Raw genomic sequence first — 17,643 nt, 5'->3', positions numbered from 1 at the left:
CCTTCGGGAGGACCGAGCAATGGCTATGTTGAGCTTCGAAAGAAAATATCGCGTACGTGGCGGAACGCTCATAGGCGGGGATCTTTTTGATTTCTGGGTCGGGCCCTTCTACGTAGGATTCTTTGGCGTTACGACGATTCTGTTCGTGCTCGTCGGCGTCGCTATGATCCTCTATGGCGTTTCGCAAGGACCGACTTGGAGCCTCTTCAGGTTGAGCATCAATCCGCCGGATGCGAAATACGGATTGGCTTTCGCGCCTTTGAAAGAAGGCGGCATCTGGCAAATCGTAACGGTTTGCGCGCTCGGGTCGTTCGTCTCCTGGGCTTTGCGCGAAGTTGAAATCTGCCGCAAGCTGGGTATCGGGTATCACGTGCCCTTTGCCTTCGGCTTCGCGATCCTGGCGTACGCCACGCTCGTGGTGATCCGGCCTGTACTGATGGGTTCATGGTCCTACGGCTTTCCGTACGGCATCATGAGTCACCTCGATTGGGTTTCGAATACCGGCTACGCGTACGGCAATTTCCACTACAACCCCGCGCATATGATCGCGATCACGTTCTTCTTCACGACGTGTTTTGCGCTTGCTCTGCACGGAGGCGTGATCCTCTCCGCCGTGAATCCCGGCCGTCATGAAACCGAGGATGAGCCGGTGAAGACTCCGGACCATGAGAACACGTTCTTCCGCGACACGATCGGATATTCGATCGGAACACTCGGAATTCATCGGCTCGGATTGTTCCTCGCGCTGTCGGCCGTTCTGTTCAGCGCGATCTGCATCGTGATCAGCGGTCCGCTTTGGGCGGAAGGCAGTGTATGGGCCGACTGGTGGGATTGGTGGCTCAAGCTCCCGATCTGGGCGTGAGGTAGAGGTGAAAGCCATGGCGCAGTATCAAAACATCTTCACTCAAGTTCAAGTACGCGGACCCGCTGAATTCGGGGTCCACGTACGGCGCGGCTGGCCCCGCCAAGGACAACCGTTCTTCTCGTATTGGGCGGGCAAGATCGGTGATGCTCAGGTCGGGCCGGTCTACCTCGGCACGCTCGGAGTTATGTCGATCGTGTCGGGCATCATCGCGATCGAGATCATCGGTCTCAACATGCTCGCATCGGTGAACTGGAATCCGATCGAGTTCGTCAGACGCTTGTTCTGGCTGTCGCTCGAGCCGCCGGATGCCAAGTGGGGCCTCACGATCTTTCCGCCATTGAAAGAGGGCGGCTGGTGGCTGATGGCCGGGTTCTTCCTCACGACTTCCATTCTTCTGTGGTGGGTGCGCATGTATAAGCGCGCTCGCGAGCTCAAGATGGGAACGCACGTGGCATGGGCCTTTGCGGCGGCGATCTGGCTGTTCCTGTCGCTCGGCTATATCCGTCCCATTCTCATGGGGAGCTGGAGCGTGGCGCCGCCATTCGGGATTTTCCGGCACTTGGATTGGACGAACCAGTTTTCTCTCGATCACGGCAATCTCTTCTACAACCCGTTCCACATGCTCTCGATCGCCTTCCTTTATGGATCGGCGTTGTTGTTCGCGATGCATGCGGCGACCATCCTTGCGGTTGGCCGGTATGGCGGCGAGCGTGAGATCGAGCAGATCACGGACCGCGGAACTGCAGCGGAACGCGCGGCTCTCTTCTGGCGATGGACGATGGGTTTCAACGCGACCGTCGAATCCATTCACAGGTGGGCCTGGTGGTTTGCGGTCCTCTGCCCGTTGTGCGGTGGAATCGGAATTCTTCTAACAGGCACGGTCGTGGATAATTGGTTCGAATGGGGTATCAGGCACGGATTGGCTCCGACCGCGTATCCCTAAGCCTAACGTAAGTACAGGTTCACTGAGCAGTTGTCCCAACTCGAGCGACTCCGGTCATCCGGCAGCCGCTCGCTTTTTTTCAGTACGGATCACGAGTTCGGACTGGTGGTCAGCGATAATTGTAGCAAAGGGAGTCGAGTGATGAGACCAGCAACTAACTCGCCGAGCGGAGCAGGTGTCGCTGCCCTGACTTTGGTCGGCTTCTTGTTCGTCGCCGTTTTCGCGGCGGCTGTGGGGAGCTACATTGGCAGGCACAGCGCTGGGCCTCCCGTCGCAGACGAGACGCCGTCGCCGAGCGTGTCTGCACCAGCCCAACCTCAAGCGCCGAGCCCGAACGCCGCCACGCCGGCACCAGCTCCGGCTCCGACAAATCCTTGACGGAGGTTCGGTAGCACTAGAAGGAGCTGCGCAAACTAAAAAGCACCGCTAGGCCAGGCCTGCGGTGCTTCATTGTTTTAGGTTGGCGCTTAGATCATTTCAGCGTTTTGAGATATGCGATCACGTTGGCGCGGTCGGTGGCGTCTTTGAGGCCGGGGAACAACATCTTCGTTCCGGGGATCTTTTTGCTGGGGCCTTGGAGCCAGGAATCCAAGTTCGCGTCATCCCACGTGATGCCGGAATTCTTGACCGCATTCGAATAATTGTAGGTCCCCTCGGTGCCGGCCTTTCGACCGACGACGCCGACGAGGTTGGGTCCGACCGCGTCTTTGCCGATCTGATGGCAGACCTGGCATTTGTGGAACACCGTCTTTCCGGCTTCCGCATCTTGCGCGAACGACGCATTTGGAAGACCGGCAACAATCAAAGCCGCCAAAGCCCATCTGTGCATTTCATTACCTTTCCTTTGTCTACGCGAAGAGACTTGTTGCGCCTTTTGCAGAGATCATTCGGCGGCGAGACGAATGTACTTTCCCTCGGCAACCGGGCAGGCGCTCCACAGAGATTTGAGCGCTGAGATGAGACGAGACATTTGTTCGTCCGTGTGCACGGGGGAAGGCGTCAACCGCATCCGCTCGGTGCCCCTTGGTACCGTCGGATAGTTGATGGGCTGAACGTAGATGCCATGCTCGGCGAGAAGCGTGTCCGTTATCGATTTGCAATGGATGGGATCACCGACCATCACCGGGACGATATGGCTCGGGTTTTCGATATGCGGCAGCCGTTCTTCCGTAAGCCGGCGCTTCAAGGTTTTTGCCCGTTCCTGATGACGTGCACGTTCGAGCGTACTCACCTTGAGATGGCGGATCGCGGCGACGGCGCCAGCCGCGGCCGCCGGGGCTAACGACGTGGTGAAGATGAAGCCAGGCGCGAAAGACCGGATGGCATCGCAGCAGGCGCGGCTCGAGGCGATGTAGCCGCCCATGACACCAAACCCTTTTGCCAGGGTGCCGTTTATGATGTCGACGCGATCCATCACGCCTTCGCGCTCGGCAATGCCGCCGCCTCTCGGTCCGTAAAGGCCGACGGCGTGCACCTCATCGAGGTAAGTCATCGCATTGTATTTGTCCGCCAGATCGCAAATGGCGGCGATGGGCGCGATATCGCCGTCCATCGAATACACGCTCTCAAATGCGATGAGCTTGGGCGTGTTCTTGGGATATTTGCGCAGCTTCGCTTCGAGATCGGCGAGGTCGTTGTGACGAATGATGTGTTTTTCGCCTTGGCCGCGGCGAATGCCTTCGATCATCGAAGCGTGGTTTTTCTCGTCGGAGAAGATCACCAGGCCAGGCAGGAGGTTTACCAAGGTGGACAGCGTCGCGTCGTTGGCGATGTAGGCCGACGTAAAGACGAGAGCCGTTTCCTTGCCATGCAAGTCGGCGAGCTCTTCCTCGAGTTCGACATGATAGTGGGTGGTGCCGGCGATATTGCGGGTTCCCCCCGAGCCGGCGCCGACCGTATCGATCGCCTCGTGCATGGCGGCGAGCACGAGTGGATGTTGGCTCATGCCGAGATAATCATTCGAGCACCAAACGGCCACCTCGCGCTCGGTGCTGGCGTTGCGCAGTTGGGCGAGCGGATATGCGCCACGGCGGCGCTTCAAATCCGCGAATATCCGGTAGCGGCCTTCGCAATGCAATTTGTCGAGGTGTTTTTGAAACGAGGCCTGGTACATCTTTTTCCTCCCGGAGTGGATCTCTGTCATTCAGTGATAAGTTCGGCGAGCAAGCATCTGCAGTTGATCATTGCTGGGCATGGTTGCCGCCAGAGGTTGGTCGCTCGACGACTGAAGCGTGGCGCTCGATTCGGCGTTTGATTGCCAATTCCAAAGCGCGGCGACTGGCAATGGCAGAACAAGAAACCAATGCTCGATCACGACGAGAAACATGAGCGTGCCGAGCAGCGAGTGGCCCGCAACTTGGAAGGCCGATGCGTTGGGATCGCGCGCGGCATCGATGCAAAGCCATGTCACTATGGTCGCGATGGATACCGATATCGGAAACAGCAAGTTCATCGAGCGCGAACGGAAGTAGCTCTTGAGGTAGCTCATGCGCGGCGGCAGGAATTCCTCGGTCAAATTCGGTACGCCGAGATAGATGTTGAGCTTGGCGCTAAGGCGCGCGAGCCACAGGATGATGAAGGTTGCGGTTCCGACCTGGTTTGGTTGTCCCCACGTCAGCCAGACGATTGCAGCTGCGGTTACGAGTATGGCCAACTCGTGATAGATGAGCGCCTGAGTGGCTTGAATGAAGCGCGGCAACTCATCGTCGCCGGGAACGTAACGGGTCACGCGCACGCCGGTGACGTATCCCGTCAGGAAGCTGATTTCGTGCCAGGCCCAAACGGCGAGCGCGCACGTGAAGCCGCAGAACGCCGACGCGGCCGTGGTGTCGTCGCTTGTCACCCAAAGCCCAACAAGACCCAGGAAGGCAACGGCCGAGGCCGTCACCACGCTCAAGCCGTAGGTCTCCGACGGCATCCGGAGCAAATAGAGAATTGCACCGGTGCTGAACCACCAGATGAAGACTGCGAAGGCAATGGCGATCACGTGGTCCAACGGAAACTCCGGCTTACCAGGCTGGCGACATACGGCTCGTGTCGGGAATTGCGTTCTCGGCCGGCGCAATAAGGAAAAGCTTGAGGAACGCAAACGCGGCGGCGCACTTGAGGCCGGACCGTTTCATGCGCGCGCCAATTCCCTTGCGCGTTTCGAGATCGGACAGCTTGTCGTTGATCACCCGAAGGCTTTCGAGCCCGGCCAAGAACTTCGGATTATCGATGTCCAGCACGACAGGGAAAACCTGACGCGAGATTTCATTCGTGATCCGGAAGACGCGGAAGTCATAGTCGGTGGGATCGATGCCGATGGCCTTATGGAACTCAGGCCGCGCGTGATCCCGGACGTACATCGTCGCGTAGACGGCAAGAAGGAAGAAGCGGACCCAGAGTTTGTTAAGGCCGGTCAGAAACTTCGGATTGGCGCGCATCAGCAAGGCGAATGCTTCGCCGTGGCGGAATTCGTCGTTGCACCACTGTTCGAACCACTTGAAGATCGGGTGAAAGCGCCGGTCAGGATTCCGCTCTAGATGGCGATAGATGGTGATGTAGCGCGCGTAGCCGATCTTTTCCGAGAGATAAGTTGCGTAGAAGATGAACTTCGGACGGAAGAACGTGTATTTTTTTGTCTTCGTCAGGAAGCCCAGATCAACCCCCACGCCGAAATCGCGCAGGGCATCATTGATGAAGCCCGCGTGCCGTGCTTCGTCCCGGCTCATGAAGCGGAACAGCTCGACGATGTCGGGGTTCTTTCCGCGCTTTTTCATTTCTGCATAAAGCACGCAGCCGGAGAACTCAGCGGTCAAGGAGCTGACGAGGAAGTCGAGAAATTCCTTCTGCAAACCCTTGGGCAGACTCTCGAGGTCGATCTTGGTCCACTCCGCGTTGCGCCGGAAATGGCCCTTGTTCGGGTCCGCGCGCATTTCCGCAATCAGCGGATCCCACTCGCTGCGAACTCCCTCGATGCTCATCGCGTCGAGTTCGTCGAAGTCGGTGGTGTAAAATCTTGGCGTGAGAAGGGTGTCCTTCTGAGCTTCCATGGTCGCGGTGTTCGTACGTCCGATCGTTTCTATCGTCATAGCTGCCTCCCAGATGAGAAACTCACCTCGTAGAGTTCCGTGAATTCCAAGCGTGCAAGCAGGCGCGTCCAGGCCTGTTCCAATGGGCTGGCGCGCGTTACCGTCGCGAAGCGGCGCAGCGTCAGCTTCTGGCCGTATGGCACGCGGACGGGTTCGCCGTGGACGAGGACCTCGTCGCCGGGGTTCATGGCGAGATCGCCGTCGAGGCTCACGTGTGCGTGCAGGCTCTCGAAGGTATTTTCGATCTCAATGGTGCATGGGACGTTGATGCACTGGCTGCTCCAGATCATCGCTGGCTACTCCTTTGCACGAGCAATTTCGCAAATGCATTCTCGTTGGTCGTTCCGAAGCCGACGAGTTCGACGCGTCGTCCGGTGGACGGATCGGAAATGGTCAGGTGTCCGTCCTCCCAGCGAGCGAGAGTGAAGGGCGCGCTTTTTGATCCGCCGGCCATGATGCGGTCGCGAGCGAGGCCGCGCATGACCATCCGCACGAAGCCGTCCTTGCCTGGTACGATCTCGTCGATGAGGACGCCGCTCTGGGCATCGCGGATTTGAACCGATCCGGTGTTTGCATCGTCGAAGAGGAGATCACGACTCTGCTGGACGCCCACGTGCTCCACATGCGTCGTGCCGATATCGAAGCGGCTCGCTACAGCGGCCGTGATCAGCGCTGCAAAACACAGTGTGAATGCGACCATCAGGGGTGCCGGCGGCAGCTCGATCTTTTTGGCGGTATTGTGCGTCACGATACGGAACTCCTCACGCGGCCACGGTCTTTTCGCCGGCGGAATGCTCGCTTGGTTTTGAGATCACCGTGCGTGGCATGCGGACCAAAACGGCCGGCTTGGCCGCGGCTGGAGCGCCCAAAGCAGACGTCAGGATGGCCGCCACGTCCTTGGCATTGGCAACGGCGCGGATCATGGGTTGCGGTTTCGCCGTATGCCAAGGCCGTACGTGCGGCCACAGAACCACGAAAGGCTGTCGGCGCTCAGTCGCCAGTTGCAAGGGAATGTCGCCGCTCCCGTTTGAAAAGAGCCGGAGGTCGGCCGACTGGATGGTGTTGAACGGGATGTTCAGCGTCACAGGCAACGCGACGCCGATACGCATTACAACGCGGCGGTTGGTGATCGTGTAGATGGTCGACCGAGAAACGAGCACGGAGAAGAGCATCAGCCCGCCGAGTGCGCAGGCGGATATCGCCAAGAGCTTCAACGCGAAGATCGACACATCCATTGGGGGCTTTTGGTTGGCAATCGCCGACGTCGTTCCCCACAGAACGATGAGTGCGAGGTAGATAGCGACGGCGCGAACATGCAAGGCGCGCATCGCTATGCCCAACCAACTCGGCGAGCCCTGCCAGAGCACGTGCTCTCCGCTTGGAAGCTGTTCTGGCAGGCCAGGGATTGGCCGCTGAGTATGGTCGCTCACAGCAATGCCTCCCTCCGACGCGGCGTGGCGTAGAGAAGTCCCCCGCCGTAGTAGCCGCAGATCCTGTCTTCCTCGCGCAGCGTCACCTTCTGCGGATCGCGCGTTGTCGGCGCATTCAAGAATTGCGTAGACAGAACGGCATTGACGTAGACCGCGCCTTTGCGGCCGTCGATGCGCGTGAATGTGATCGGCACCAGTACGTTGCGGCTGCCGCCTTTCGGCTGGATCTCGAGGTATCGGATGATGACCTCGGATATGTCGATCCAGACGTCCGCAACGATGCCGCCGGAAAGTCCATCCGCGCCGATGATCTCCATTCCGCGCGGATCAGGATCGTTGGGATCGAGCTCGAAATGTTTGTATTCGGTGGACGCTTCGCCGTCGGCGGTTTCCACTCTCGGTAGATCGTGATGCACGGGTCTTTCGGTGCTCGCGACGCGGAGCGGAACGATCCTGGGAAGCCCGTCCAAAGCCACATCGGGAACATCGGCGCGGAGCGCGTAGGCACCAGGACCCGCGAATGATGACATCGGGTCGCCGGTCGGCTCGAGCGGCGCGCCGGGCCATGGGGCGATCGGTTCGGCGCGGATCTCTGGTTCTCGCCTCTCGGCGCCGCGCGGTGCGAGGACGACTTCGCCGTTCGCGAGAAAGAATTTTTTAGGCGATGGGATCGGCGGGAAGTTCAGATACGGAGCGGTTTCGGGACGTTCGAACTCCAGCGGATAGCCTTCGCGCTTGTCCTCACGCCTCAGCCAAAAGATGAGATACGCGAAGAATGCCCAGAATGTGTAGAGAACGACCTGAGCGACGTCGATGTTCTGTGTAATCTGGCCTTTCATAGTGGAACCTCCAAAAGGCATCTCACCCGGGGAATTCAGCTAGACCAAACCTCGATTTTTCCCGCGGCAGAGTGGCCGTGGAACGTACGAGCGGTCCAACGATGGCTAGTGTGATGAAGAGCAGGATGATCTCGAAATAGTAGACCATGCCGTAACCGACGCTTCGGCTGGTCAAGGCTGGTCCAAGTGCGCCTTGAGTTGCGAAGCCGGCGACGGCGTCGCGAATTGCGCCACCGAGGGCGATGGCGACGCCCGCGGCCGACGCTTGAACAGCGCCCCAAGCACCGAGCGCCAATCCGCTGGCACCGTTCTCGGCGAGGGCCATGGCACCCGTCAGCGTGCCCACTGCAAAGAGGCCTCCTCCAAATCCGATGAGGGTCGCGCCGATGCGAAAGAGGGTGGGCGATTCAAACGGAGCCGAAAAAATGACGGCCGAGAACGCGATGACGCCGACGAGTGCTCCGTATCCCGCAAGGCGATATGGGTCAGCTCCGCGCTTCAGGGCGCGTGCGGCGATCGCAAAGGCGCAGAGCGTCCCGCATGCGAGAAGTGCAGTAAGGGCGGTTGTGGCTCCGACCGACAAGTGCAGGATTTCGCCGCCGTAGGGTTCGAGCAAAATGTCCTGCATGCTGAAGCCCGCGGTTCCGAAACCGACAGCCAGGAGGATACGGCTCGAGCGGCCGCCTTCGCGGAACGATCTCCACGATTCGCGGAAGGATGGTTGATCGTCTGAAGCAGCTGCCCGCGAAGGGTCGCGAACTTCCTGTTTCCAGAGCGCGATGATGTTCAGGATCATCGTCAGGAGCGCGGTTCCCTGGATGACCTGGATGAGATGGACCTCGTTGAACTGGGTCAGCACGCGGCCGAAGACGGTGGCGCTGGCGACCATGCCAATCAGGAGCATGACGTAGAGGAAGGCGACGACACGCGGTCTCGTGGCGGGAGGTGCCAGATCTGTGGCCAAAGCCAACCCAGCTGTCTGGGTCGTATGCATTCCTGCGCCGACAAGAAGGAATGCTAAGGCTGATGCGGCGTGGCCTGCCCACACGGGTCCATTCGAGTCGCCAGATAGAATGATGAGAGCGAACGGCATGATCGCCAAGCCGCCGAACTGGAGCATTGTGCCGAACCAGATGTAGGGCACGCGCCGCCACCCAAGTATCGAGCGATGGTTGTCTGAGCGGAAGCCGATCACTGCACGGAATGGGGCAAAGACCAGCGGAAGCGAAACCATCAGCGCGACGAGCCAGCTCGGGACGCCGAGTTCGACGATCATCACCCGGTTCAGCGTGCCGTTCAGCAGGACGAGGGCCATGCCGACCGAGACCTGGAAGAGGGACAGCCGGAGGAGGCGCGAGAGCGGCAGCTCGGTAGATGCGGCGTCTGCAAACGGAAGCAGCTTGGGGCTCAGCAAAAGCCACTTGCGCGCCAATTTGTCATTGATGGTGCTCATTCGGCGAGGAGCTCCATTGCTTGAGATTTGTAGAAACCGCTGGCGATTCGTTTGGTTCGGCATGCGTACCAACCGGACAGTTTCGGCTCGGATTCGAGCAGCTTCTCCATCTGGAATGAGCTGATCGGCTCGATGGCCGGGGCACGGTCTGAACGCGGGAAGGCGCGCCCGATCGCATGCATGACGGCGAGAGCCGGCGTTTTCGGAGCATATGTGAAAAGCACGCCGCGCCGGGCCTTTTGAGACAGCTTCGCCAATGCCGCGATCATGTGATCCGGGGCGTAATGGATCAGCGAATCCATGGCGACCACGTAATCGAACGTGCCGACATCGAGCTCCAGCATGTCGCCGACGACGAATTCGAGTTGACCGCAGCCGAACAGTTTCGGCCGGCGGTTCTGGGCGATCTCGATCAGCGATTTCGAAAGATCGGTCGCGGTGACGTCGGCGCCGCGGGCTGCGGCTTCCTGCGCGAGGACGCCCGTTCCGCAACCGGCGTCGAGGATGCGAACGCCGCGGAGATCTTCCGGCAGCCAGCTCAGGAGCGTCTTGCGCATTTCCTCGCGTCCGGCTCGCACCGTTTGACGGATGCGTCCCAAGGGCGCTTCGGACGTGAGCCGCTTCCAGGCCTCGAAGGCTGTGCCGTCGAAGTAGCTTTCGATCTCGTTGCGGCGTCGAATGTAGGAGTGCGGTTCCATCAGTCGAATCCCAGGAAGTCGAAGATTTCGCGATCTTTCATCGGGTGAGCGTCGAGCGGTTCGGTACCCGCCCAAAGGGTGGCCGCGAGCCGCAGGTATTCGTTCTGTACGGCTTCAAGTTCAGGCGAGAGATCCATCTCGAAGAGGGTGGATTTCTTCAACCTGCTACGGCGGATGACGTCGAGGTCGGGAATGAGCGCTAGGCGACGTAGACCTGTCGCGCTTGTGAACCGGTCGATCTGATCGCTAGCAGCGCTTCGGTTGGCAATGACGCCTGCGAGACGAACGGGATAGTTCTTCGACTTCGCCTGAATCGCCGCGATGATGCGGTTCATCGCGAAGATGGAGTCGAAATCGTTGGCGGTAACGATAAGCGCGCGATCGGCGTGCTGCAGAGGCGAGGCGAAGCCGCCGCAGACAACGTCGCCTAGGACGTCGAAAACGACGACGTCGGTATCTTCCAGAAGGTGATGCTCCTTGAGGAGCTTGACGGTCTGGCCGACGACGTAGCCGCCGCAACCCGTACCGGCGGGCGGACCACCGGCCTCGACGCACATGACGCCATTGTAGCCTTCGAATACGAAGTCTTCGACGCGGAGTTCTTCACTATGGAAATTTACCGATTCCAAAACGTCGATGACGGTCGGAACGAGCTTCTTTGTCAGCGTGAACGTCGAGTCGTGCTTGGGATCGCAGCCGATTTGAAGGACGCGTTTGCCGAGTTTCGAAAATGCGGCAGAGAGGTTCGAGGAAACGGTGCTCTTGCCGATCCCGCCTTTGCCGTAAACGGAAAAGACCTTGGCATTGCCGATTTGGATGGTCGGATCAAGCGCGACTTGCACGCTGCCCGCTCCATCGCCGCGCCTGAGCGGTATCGCGTCCATCGGAACCGTTCGCAGTAGTTCAGTCATGCGGCAACCTCCAGTCCGACACCTTCAACGCGATCTTCGAGTTCTTCGCTTGCTTTGCGCAATGCTTCGAGCGTCTCGCTGTCGGGTGCCCAGTAGTTGCGCTCCTGGGCTTCGAGAAGACGGTTGGCGACTTTGGCGGATGCCGTTGGATTGAGTTCCGCCAAACGCTGACGCATGGCGTCATCGAGCACGAATGTTTGCGCCAGCCGCTGGTAGATCCACGGCGCGACCTGACTCGTCGTCGCCGACCAGCCAACCGTATTGGTGATGTGCGCCTCGATTTGGCGGACGCCCTCGTAGCCATGCTTGAGCATGGCCTCGTACCATTTCGGATTGAGCATCCGTGTGCGCGTTTCGAGAGCGACCTGCTCGGCGAGCGTTCGCACTTGGCCTTCGCCGCGGGTCTGGTCTCCGATGTAGACAGGTATCGCGTCGCCTTTGGCGCGGCGGATGGCGCGGCTGACGCCGCCGAGGTTGTCGAAATAGTGGTCTACGGTCGTGACGCCGAGTTCGACGGACTCTAGGTTCTGGTAGGCAAGGTCGACGTCCGCGAGAATGCTGTTGAACAATTGCGCGTGCTGGACGGGTCCGCCGCTGCAACCGTAAGCGAAGCATTTCCGCTTTGCGAAGGTTTCGGCCAAGTCGTTCTCGTCAGTCCAATGACCGCTGTCGATCAGATGATTGACGTTCGAGCCGTAGGCAGAATCCGCGTTGCTGAAGACGCGAAGCGCGGCGGTTTCGAGATCGCAACCGTTCTGGAGCTGATAATCCAGCGCATGCTTGCGCACGAAGTTCTGTTCGCTGGCTTCGTCTGCCTTCGCTGCCAGGAACGCCGCTTCGGCCAAAAGCTTGGTCTGAAGCGGAAGCAGATCGCGGAAGATGCCCGAGAGCGTCATGAGAACATCCACGCGCGGCCTGCCGAGTTCGGCGAGCGGAATGAGCGCCGCGCCGGTCAAGCGGCCATATCCGTCAAAGCGAGGTTTGGCGCCGATCAATGCCAGGGCCTGCGCTATCGGACCGCCTTCGCTCTTCAGGTTATCGGTGCCCCATAGAACGATGGCGATGGATTCGGGCAAGCTTCCCGTCTCTTTATGATGGCGATGCAGGAGGCGGTCGGCTTGTCGCGCGCCATCGGCAATGGCGAAGGCGCTGGGAATGCGGAACGGATCGAAGGCGTGAAGATTGCGGCCCGTCGGTAGGATTTGCGGCGATCGCAGCAGGTCTCCACCCGGCACCGGCCGCACGAATTTCCCGTCGAGCGCCGCGATGATGCCGGCAATCTCGTGGTCTTGCGACAGCAGGCGGTTGGTGTCGGCGAGCTGCTTGAACATTTCGAGGTGTGCGCTCGATCTGCTCAGCTCTCCGGCGCGCAACGCTGCTTCCGGTGAGGAGCCGGTGGCCAGAGCGGTTGCCGCAGCAGCGGGCAGCTCGATGCCGAGGGAGGACTCAGCAATGGCGCTGAGGAGAGACGTCCGTTCTTCTAGGGAGGCGGGTTCGCCGACGACATGAAGGCCTTGCGGAATGAGCGTTTGCTCCAGCTCGGTGATTTCATTTTGAAGACGGACGATTTCGGCGCTCGGATCGCGGGGCCAGGCAGGCTCGGCGGCAACGAGGTCGAGCGCTGCGGCTTGCGATTGAATGAGTTCGGCAAGGCCGGTTTTTTCGTTCGCTTCCTCGGGCGACAGGCTACGCCAGCGATCGAGGGACGATTTCAGATCGATAAGGCCGCGATAAAGTCCAGCGTGAGCCACGGGCGGCGTCAGGTAGGTGATGATCGTCGCGGCCGAGCGGCGTTTGGCGATCGTGCCTTCTGACGGGTTGTTGGCGGCGTACAGGTAAAAGTTCGGCGTGTCGCCGATCAGGCGGTCCGACCACGAGCTGGCGGAGAGCCCGGTTTGTTTGCCCGGCATGAACTCCAGCGCGCCGTGCGTGCCGAAATGCAAGTACGCGTGGGCGCCGAAGTCTTCGCGCAGATAGCGATAGAACGCAGCGAACGCATGCGTTGGTGCGAACGACTTTTCGAACAGGAGCCGCATCGGATCGCCCTCGTATCCGAACGCAGGCTGAACACCGACGACAATATTGCCAAAGCGACATCCGAGAATGGAGATCGATCGGCCGTCGGCTTGGTGTTTGCCGGGGGCTGGCCCCCACTGCTTTTCAAGTTCATCCAGCCAAGCTTCCCGGCGGATATGGCTATCCGTCGGAACCCGGGCGAGGACGTTCGCGGGCATGCCGTACGTAGACGCATTGCCTTCGATGATCGCGGAGCGCAACGCATCGACGTTCGCAGGTAGCTCGACTTGATAGCCCGCACGGGCAAGGCCCTTGAGCGTATTCCAAAGCGATTCAAAAACGGCAAGATGGGCGGCCGTGCCCGTGGCGCCGCCGTTCGGCGGAAAGTTGAAGAGGACGATTGCGAGCTTGCGATCTCTGCGAGAGGCTTTTTTAAGCTCGACCAACTTCGATACGCGCGATGCAATCATCTCGGCACGTTCAGCGCATACGTGCATCCGCCGTGCGTCGTCGTTCACGGAGAACGTGCAACCGACGTTACAACCTTGGCACGGCCGGCCGGATCCGTCCGAGCGACCGCCGAATACGATCGGCCCTGTTGCGCCATCGATTTCAGGAATGGCCACCATCATCGTGGCCTCGACAGGATGCAAACCGCGGTCTGACGCGCCCCACTGCTCGAGTGTTTGAAATTCGAGGGGCTGAGCGGCAAGGTAAGGAATATCGAGGTCGCCGAGAACGTCCTCGGCGGCTTTCGAGTCATTGTACGCGGGGCCGCCGACCAGGGAGAATCCGGTCAGCGAAACGAGAGCGTCGATCGCGTGCGAACCTTGGAAGAACGCTTTGATGGCCGGCCGGGCATCGAGGCCAGTCGCAAATGCCGGGATGACCTGTAGGCCCCGCTTCTCGATCGCAGCAATTACGCCATCGTAGTGCGCCGTGTCGCCAGCGAGAATTTGCGAGCGCATCACGAGGAGGCCGACTGTCCCTCGACTTGGTTTCTCGGGCGAGGGAAGTTCATGAACATGGGTAGTGACGCGCTTGGTCAGTCGCGGGTGATAGATCCCGACCTCGGGATACTCGAGCGGCAGAGAGACCTTCAGCTTGCCCCGAAGCGCGGACCGATCGCGCCGCCCATAGCGATCGATGAGGAACAAGACCAGGTTGGCGATGTTCTCGGCTGTTCCCGCCATGCAGTATTGAAGAGCGAGGAAATAGGAGCGCACGTCCTGCGCCATGCCGGGGATGAAACGCAGAATCTTGGGAATGCGCTTAAGCATGGCGACCTGTTGGGCGCCGATGCTGGTTCCCTTTTTCTTTGATCCCCGCAATTTCTTCAGCAACGCCATGGCGCCGCGCTCGGGTTTATCCATGCGGAATTCACCGAGCCGCGTCAGGCGAATGATTTCACCGGCCGACATTCCCCCGACGATCGCGTCGCATTCGGGGCTGCGCGCTTCGAGCCAAGGGAGCACGGCTTGAATGTGATCTTCCATGAACAGCATCGTGGCGACGATGAAGTCGGCGCTTGCGATGTCGGCGCGGCAGCGTTCGAGCGACTGTGGGTTGTCTGCCCATTCGGCCGCGGCGTGAAGGGAGAGTTCGAGTCCCGGCACGGCGGCGCGCAACGTCGGCAGCGCGCGGTTCAGGGCCCCGACCAGATGACTGTCGAGCGTTATGATGACGAACTTGACCGGGACCACGCTGATATCAGCGGGCATAGTAAGCTTTTGCATCATACAATGTCTCGCGAGTTACCGTCGCAACGCCGCGTTCGGCTGCGTAGCGCTCCGTGTTTCGCCGCGCTTTGCCGCGGACGAAGAAGGGAATTTTCTTGAGCTCGTTCTCCGCGTCTGCTTCCCACGCGAGTGGCGATTGCGTGCCGGCGTGGCTTTCTTCGTTCTTCCTGGGCGCAGGTTTTGACGTGGGGGACGCGTGACCCAGATGCGACGGCGTGCTCGCATCGTTGAATTCGAAGTCATCGCGGAACATCGTCAGCAGGTGCTCTTCCAGTCCCATCATCAAGGGGTGAACCCAGCTGTCGAACAGGACGTTCGCACCTTCGAAACCCATCTGCGGCGAGTAGCGGGCCGGGAAGTCCTGCACATGCATCGGGGCCGAGATCACTGCGCTGGCGATACCGAAGCGTTTGGCGATATGGCGCTCCATCTGGCTGCCGAGGACGAGTTCTGGATGGAGTTCCTGGATCGCGGTCTCCACTTCCAGATAATCGTCGGTGATCAAGGCCTCTAATCCGAATTCGGCGGCGACGTCGCGTACTTCGCGGGCGAATTCGCGGCTGTAGGTTCCTAGGCCCACGACAGAGAAACCGAGCTCTCGATGGCAGATGCGGGCGGCAGCGATGGCGTGCGTGGCATCGCCGAAAACGAAGACACGTTTTCCGGTTAGATAATTCGAGTCCACCGACTGCGAGTACCAAGGCAGTCGGCAATTTTCCGCCGCGCGGATGGCGTTCGGCGTGATATTTGCCAGACGAGCGAGTTCCTCGATGAACTGTCGCGTGGCCCCAACTCCGATCGGCGGCATGCGCAGCATCGGTTGGCCAAAAGTCCTTTGCAGCCAGCGGGCGGCTGTTTCTGCGACTTCGGGATACAAAACAACGTTGAAGTCGGCCTCTGAAAGCCTCGCCAAATCATCTCGCGTTGCGCCCAGAGGTGCGACGCAATTCACCTTTACGCCTAAGCTTTCGATGAGCTTCCGGATTTCCGTGACGTCGTCACGATGCCGGAAGCCAAGGGCGGTCGGCCCGAGAATATTGCAGGATGAGGATCGTTTCGCTTCGTCGGGATGCTTGTCCGTCGGAGTTGCCTTCGGCCGCGCACATGCCCGCACAAGGCGATAGAACGTTTCGGCGGCGCCCCAATTTTCCTTCTTCTGGTAGGCGGGCAATTCGAGCGGGACGACCAGCACCGGCAAATCGAGGGCCGATGCGAGCCCACCGGGATCGTCCTGCAAAAGCTCAGCAGTGCAGGATGCGCCGACAAGAAGAATGTCTGGCTTGAAGCGTTCATAGGCGTCGCGTGCGGCGGTCTTGAAGAGGTTCGCGGTATCGCCGCCGAGATCTCTCGCCTGGAACGTCGTGTATGTCACCGGCGGGCGCGCGCTGTTGCGTTCAATCATCGTGAAAAGCAAATCGGCGTAGGTGTCGCCCTGGGGTGCATGGATAACGAAGTGCACGCCCTTCATCGCAGTGGCGACGCGCATCGCGCCGACGTGCGGTGGTCCTTCGTATGTCCAGAGCGTCAGCTGCATGGGCTAGACCTCCAGCCTGGCTCGCCGCACGAGCGGGCGCGCGAACAATTCAGCGAGATCTCCGGCCTGCTCATATCCCTGGATGGGCGTGAACAGGAACTCGATCGACCATTTCGTGGTCAGGCCTTCGGCCTCGAACGGATTGGCGAGTCCCAAACCGCAGACGACGATATCCGGATCGGCTTTCCGACAGCGATCGATTTGGCGTTCGACATCCTGGCCCTCGCTCAAAACAACGTCTTGCGGGAGCCTGCCGATATCGATGGCCGTATGCTGGCGGTGAAGATAGGGCGATCCCACTTCGATCGGGCGCATCGAGAGCTCGCGCGAGACGAAGCGGGCGAGCGCGGGTTCGAGCTGGGAATCCGGGAAAAAGAAAATCGATTTGCGGGAGACTGTCGGCTCGCGTCTTTTCACTGCGGCTCGCGCACGCTCTTCGAGAGGTGCAACAACGCCGTAGAACCGATCGTCAGGAATTTTCCAAGCAATGGCGGCAGCCCGCAACCACTCAGTCGTCCCTTCTGCGCCCAGTGGCATCATCGACGGCAGAAGCTTCGCGCCCCGTTCCTCCAGCGCTTTCGCGGTTTCGCCGAGAAACGGCTGGGCGAGAAGAAAGTATGTGTTCTGGCCGATCGGAGGAAGGTCTTCAGCGCGCCGGGGCGGCAGGAAGTGAACCGGGATGCCGAGCTGATCGAAGATACGGCGAAATTGATCTTCGACAACGTCGGCGAGCGAACCTACGACGAGCAGGGATTTGGCGCTCGAGAGATGTTGAGCCGGTAGCTCGGGAACGAGCGACGCAAGGCACGCGTCTTCGCCTTGCGTGAATGTCGTCTCTATTCCGCTGCCAGAGTAATTCAGAACGCGCGTGCTTGGCGCGTGGATTTTGGAGAGTCGTGATGCGGCTCTCGCAAGATCAAGCTTGATGACCTCAGAGGGACATGAGCCGACGAGGAACAACAACTTGATATCAGGACGGCGGGAGAGAAGCCGAGCAACGATGCGGTCGAGCTCGTCGTTGGCGTCAGCCAGGCCGGCAAGGTCGCGTTCATCGAGTATTGCAGTGGCAAAGCGTGGCTCGGCGAAGATCATGACGCCAGCCGCCGATTGAACCAGATGGGCGCAGGTTCTAGAGCCGACGA

General features: G+C 60.0%; 16 protein-coding genes. 2 read left to right on the top strand and 14 right to left on the bottom strand.

The window, feature by feature from the left end; genetic code table 11:
• The first annotated feature begins 19 nt into the window (after positions 1-19).
• Positions 20-862 carry a photosynthetic reaction center subunit L gene (pufL, locus tag EKK30_RS00470; protein WP_290978596.1) on the top strand — a complete coding sequence of 281 codons (843 nt, stop codon included), beginning with the start codon at positions 20-22 and terminating at the stop codon, positions 860-862.
• Between the two features lie 16 nt (positions 863-878).
• On the top strand, positions 879-1,808 hold the full coding sequence (pufM, locus tag EKK30_RS00465; protein ID WP_290978593.1) for a photosynthetic reaction center subunit M: 930 nt from the start codon (positions 879-881) through the stop codon (positions 1,806-1,808).
• A 472-nt stretch (positions 1,809-2,280) separates the two neighbouring features.
• On the opposite strand, the gene EKK30_RS00460 is transcribed toward pufM, so the two are convergent.
• The 14 genes from EKK30_RS00460 to EKK30_RS00395 form a co-directional block, all read right to left on the bottom strand.
• Positions 2,281-2,637 carry a cytochrome c family protein gene (locus EKK30_RS00460; protein ID WP_290978590.1) on the bottom strand — a complete coding sequence of 119 codons (357 nt, stop codon included), beginning with the start codon at positions 2,635-2,637 and terminating at the stop codon, positions 2,281-2,283.
• Between the two features lie 54 nt (positions 2,638-2,691).
• Positions 2,692-3,921 carry a 5-aminolevulinate synthase gene (gene hemA, locus EKK30_RS00455; protein WP_290978587.1) on the bottom strand — a complete coding sequence of 410 codons (1,230 nt, stop codon included), beginning with the start codon at positions 3,919-3,921 and terminating at the stop codon, positions 2,692-2,694.
• A gap of 30 nt (positions 3,922-3,951) precedes the next feature.
• Complete coding sequence (puhE, locus tag EKK30_RS00450; protein ID WP_290979056.1) at positions 3,952-4,794, bottom strand: putative photosynthetic complex assembly protein PuhE; 843 nt, start codon at positions 4,792-4,794, stop codon at positions 3,952-3,954.
• Between the two features lie 22 nt (positions 4,795-4,816).
• On the bottom strand, positions 4,817-5,881 hold the full coding sequence (acsF, locus tag EKK30_RS00445) for a magnesium-protoporphyrin IX monomethyl ester (oxidative) cyclase (protein WP_290978584.1): 1,065 nt from the start codon (positions 5,879-5,881) through the stop codon (positions 4,817-4,819).
• The gene (locus tag EKK30_RS00440; RefSeq protein ID WP_290978582.1) at positions 5,878-6,171 is read right to left on the bottom strand and encodes a hypothetical protein; all 294 of its coding nucleotides are present in this window, start codon (positions 6,169-6,171) and stop codon (positions 5,878-5,880) included. Before EKK30_RS00440 ends, acsF begins: the two co-directional genes overlap by 4 nt.
• Positions 6,168-6,629, bottom strand: a complete 462-nt coding sequence (gene puhC, locus EKK30_RS00435; protein ID WP_290978579.1) for a photosynthetic complex assembly protein PuhC — start codon at positions 6,627-6,629, stop codon at positions 6,168-6,170. The genes EKK30_RS00440 and puhC overlap by 4 nt, the downstream gene beginning before the upstream one ends.
• Before the next feature lie 13 nt (positions 6,630-6,642).
• Positions 6,643-7,311 (bottom strand): photosynthetic complex putative assembly protein PuhB, encoded by a 669-nt coding sequence (gene puhB, locus EKK30_RS00430; RefSeq protein WP_290978576.1) that lies wholly within the window; start codon positions 7,309-7,311, stop codon positions 6,643-6,645.
• Positions 7,308-8,150 carry a PRC-barrel domain-containing protein gene (locus EKK30_RS00425; RefSeq protein ID WP_290978574.1) on the bottom strand — a complete coding sequence of 281 codons (843 nt, stop codon included), beginning with the start codon at positions 8,148-8,150 and terminating at the stop codon, positions 7,308-7,310. The genes puhB and EKK30_RS00425 overlap by 4 nt, the downstream gene beginning before the upstream one ends.
• A gap of 22 nt (positions 8,151-8,172) precedes the next feature.
• Entirely contained in the window at positions 8,173-9,603 is a 1,431-nt protein-coding gene (locus tag EKK30_RS00420) for a PucC family protein (protein ID WP_290978572.1), read from the bottom strand.
• Positions 9,600-10,301 (bottom strand): magnesium protoporphyrin IX methyltransferase, encoded by a 702-nt coding sequence (gene bchM, locus EKK30_RS00415; RefSeq protein ID WP_290978570.1) that lies wholly within the window; start codon positions 10,299-10,301, stop codon positions 9,600-9,602. The genes EKK30_RS00420 and bchM overlap by 4 nt, the downstream gene beginning before the upstream one ends.
• Positions 10,301-11,212, bottom strand: a complete 912-nt coding sequence (gene bchL, locus EKK30_RS00410; protein ID WP_290978568.1) for a ferredoxin:protochlorophyllide reductase (ATP-dependent) iron-sulfur ATP-binding protein — start codon at positions 11,210-11,212, stop codon at positions 10,301-10,303. Before bchL ends, bchM begins: the two co-directional genes overlap by 1 nt.
• Complete coding sequence (locus EKK30_RS00405) at positions 11,209-14,964, bottom strand: magnesium chelatase subunit H (RefSeq protein WP_290979052.1); 3,756 nt, start codon at positions 14,962-14,964, stop codon at positions 11,209-11,211. The genes bchL and EKK30_RS00405 overlap by 4 nt, the downstream gene beginning before the upstream one ends.
• On the bottom strand, positions 14,939-16,501 hold the full coding sequence (gene bchB, locus EKK30_RS00400) for a ferredoxin:protochlorophyllide reductase (ATP-dependent) subunit B (protein ID WP_290978566.1): 1,563 nt from the start codon (positions 16,499-16,501) through the stop codon (positions 14,939-14,941). The genes EKK30_RS00405 and bchB overlap by 26 nt, the downstream gene beginning before the upstream one ends.
• A 3-nt stretch (positions 16,502-16,504) precedes the next feature.
• Positions 16,505-17,643: ferredoxin:protochlorophyllide reductase (ATP-dependent) subunit N (locus EKK30_RS00395; protein ID WP_290978564.1), on the bottom strand; the 1,139-nt coding region annotated here is incomplete at its 5' end.

The organism is Hyphomicrobium sp. (assembly GCF_003987855.1).
In the GTDB taxonomy this organism is placed as follows: Bacteria; Pseudomonadota; Alphaproteobacteria; order Rhizobiales; family Hyphomicrobiaceae; genus Hyphomicrobium_B.
The sequence above is the reverse complement of the archived record's forward strand: the minus strand, read 5'-3'. Positions and strand labels throughout refer to the sequence as shown.

Bases quoted from the DNA above. Each gene is read 5' to 3' on its own strand.
- pufM (WP_290978593.1), top strand. From the start codon at position 879: ATGGCGCAGTATCAAAACATCTTCACTCAAGTTCAAGTACGCGGACCC.
- EKK30_RS00405 (WP_290979052.1), bottom strand. From the start codon at position 14,964: ATGCAAAAGCTTACTATGCCCGCTGATATCAGCGTGGTCCCGGTCAAG.
- pufL (WP_290978596.1), top strand. From the start codon at position 20: ATGGCTATGTTGAGCTTCGAAAGAAAATATCGCGTACGTGGCGGAACG.
- EKK30_RS00425 (WP_290978574.1), bottom strand. From the start codon at position 8,150: ATGAAAGGCCAGATTACACAGAACATCGACGTCGCTCAGGTCGTTCTC.
- acsF (WP_290978584.1), bottom strand. From the start codon at position 5,881: ATGACGATAGAAACGATCGGACGTACGAACACCGCGACCATGGAAGCT.
- bchL (WP_290978568.1), bottom strand. From the start codon at position 11,212: ATGACTGAACTACTGCGAACGGTTCCGATGGACGCGATACCGCTCAGG.
- hemA (WP_290978587.1), bottom strand. From the start codon at position 3,921: ATGTACCAGGCCTCGTTTCAAAAACACCTCGACAAATTGCATTGCGAA.
- EKK30_RS00420 (WP_290978572.1), bottom strand. From the start codon at position 9,603: ATGAGCACCATCAATGACAAATTGGCGCGCAAGTGGCTTTTGCTGAGC.
- EKK30_RS00460 (WP_290978590.1), bottom strand. From the start codon at position 2,637: ATGCACAGATGGGCTTTGGCGGCTTTGATTGTTGCCGGTCTTCCAAAT.
- bchM (WP_290978570.1), bottom strand. From the start codon at position 10,301: ATGGAACCGCACTCCTACATTCGACGCCGCAACGAGATCGAAAGCTAC.
- EKK30_RS00440 (WP_290978582.1), bottom strand. From the start codon at position 6,171: ATGATCTGGAGCAGCCAGTGCATCAACGTCCCATGCACCATTGAGATC.
- bchB (WP_290978566.1), bottom strand. From the start codon at position 16,501: ATGCAGCTGACGCTCTGGACATACGAAGGACCACCGCACGTCGGCGCG.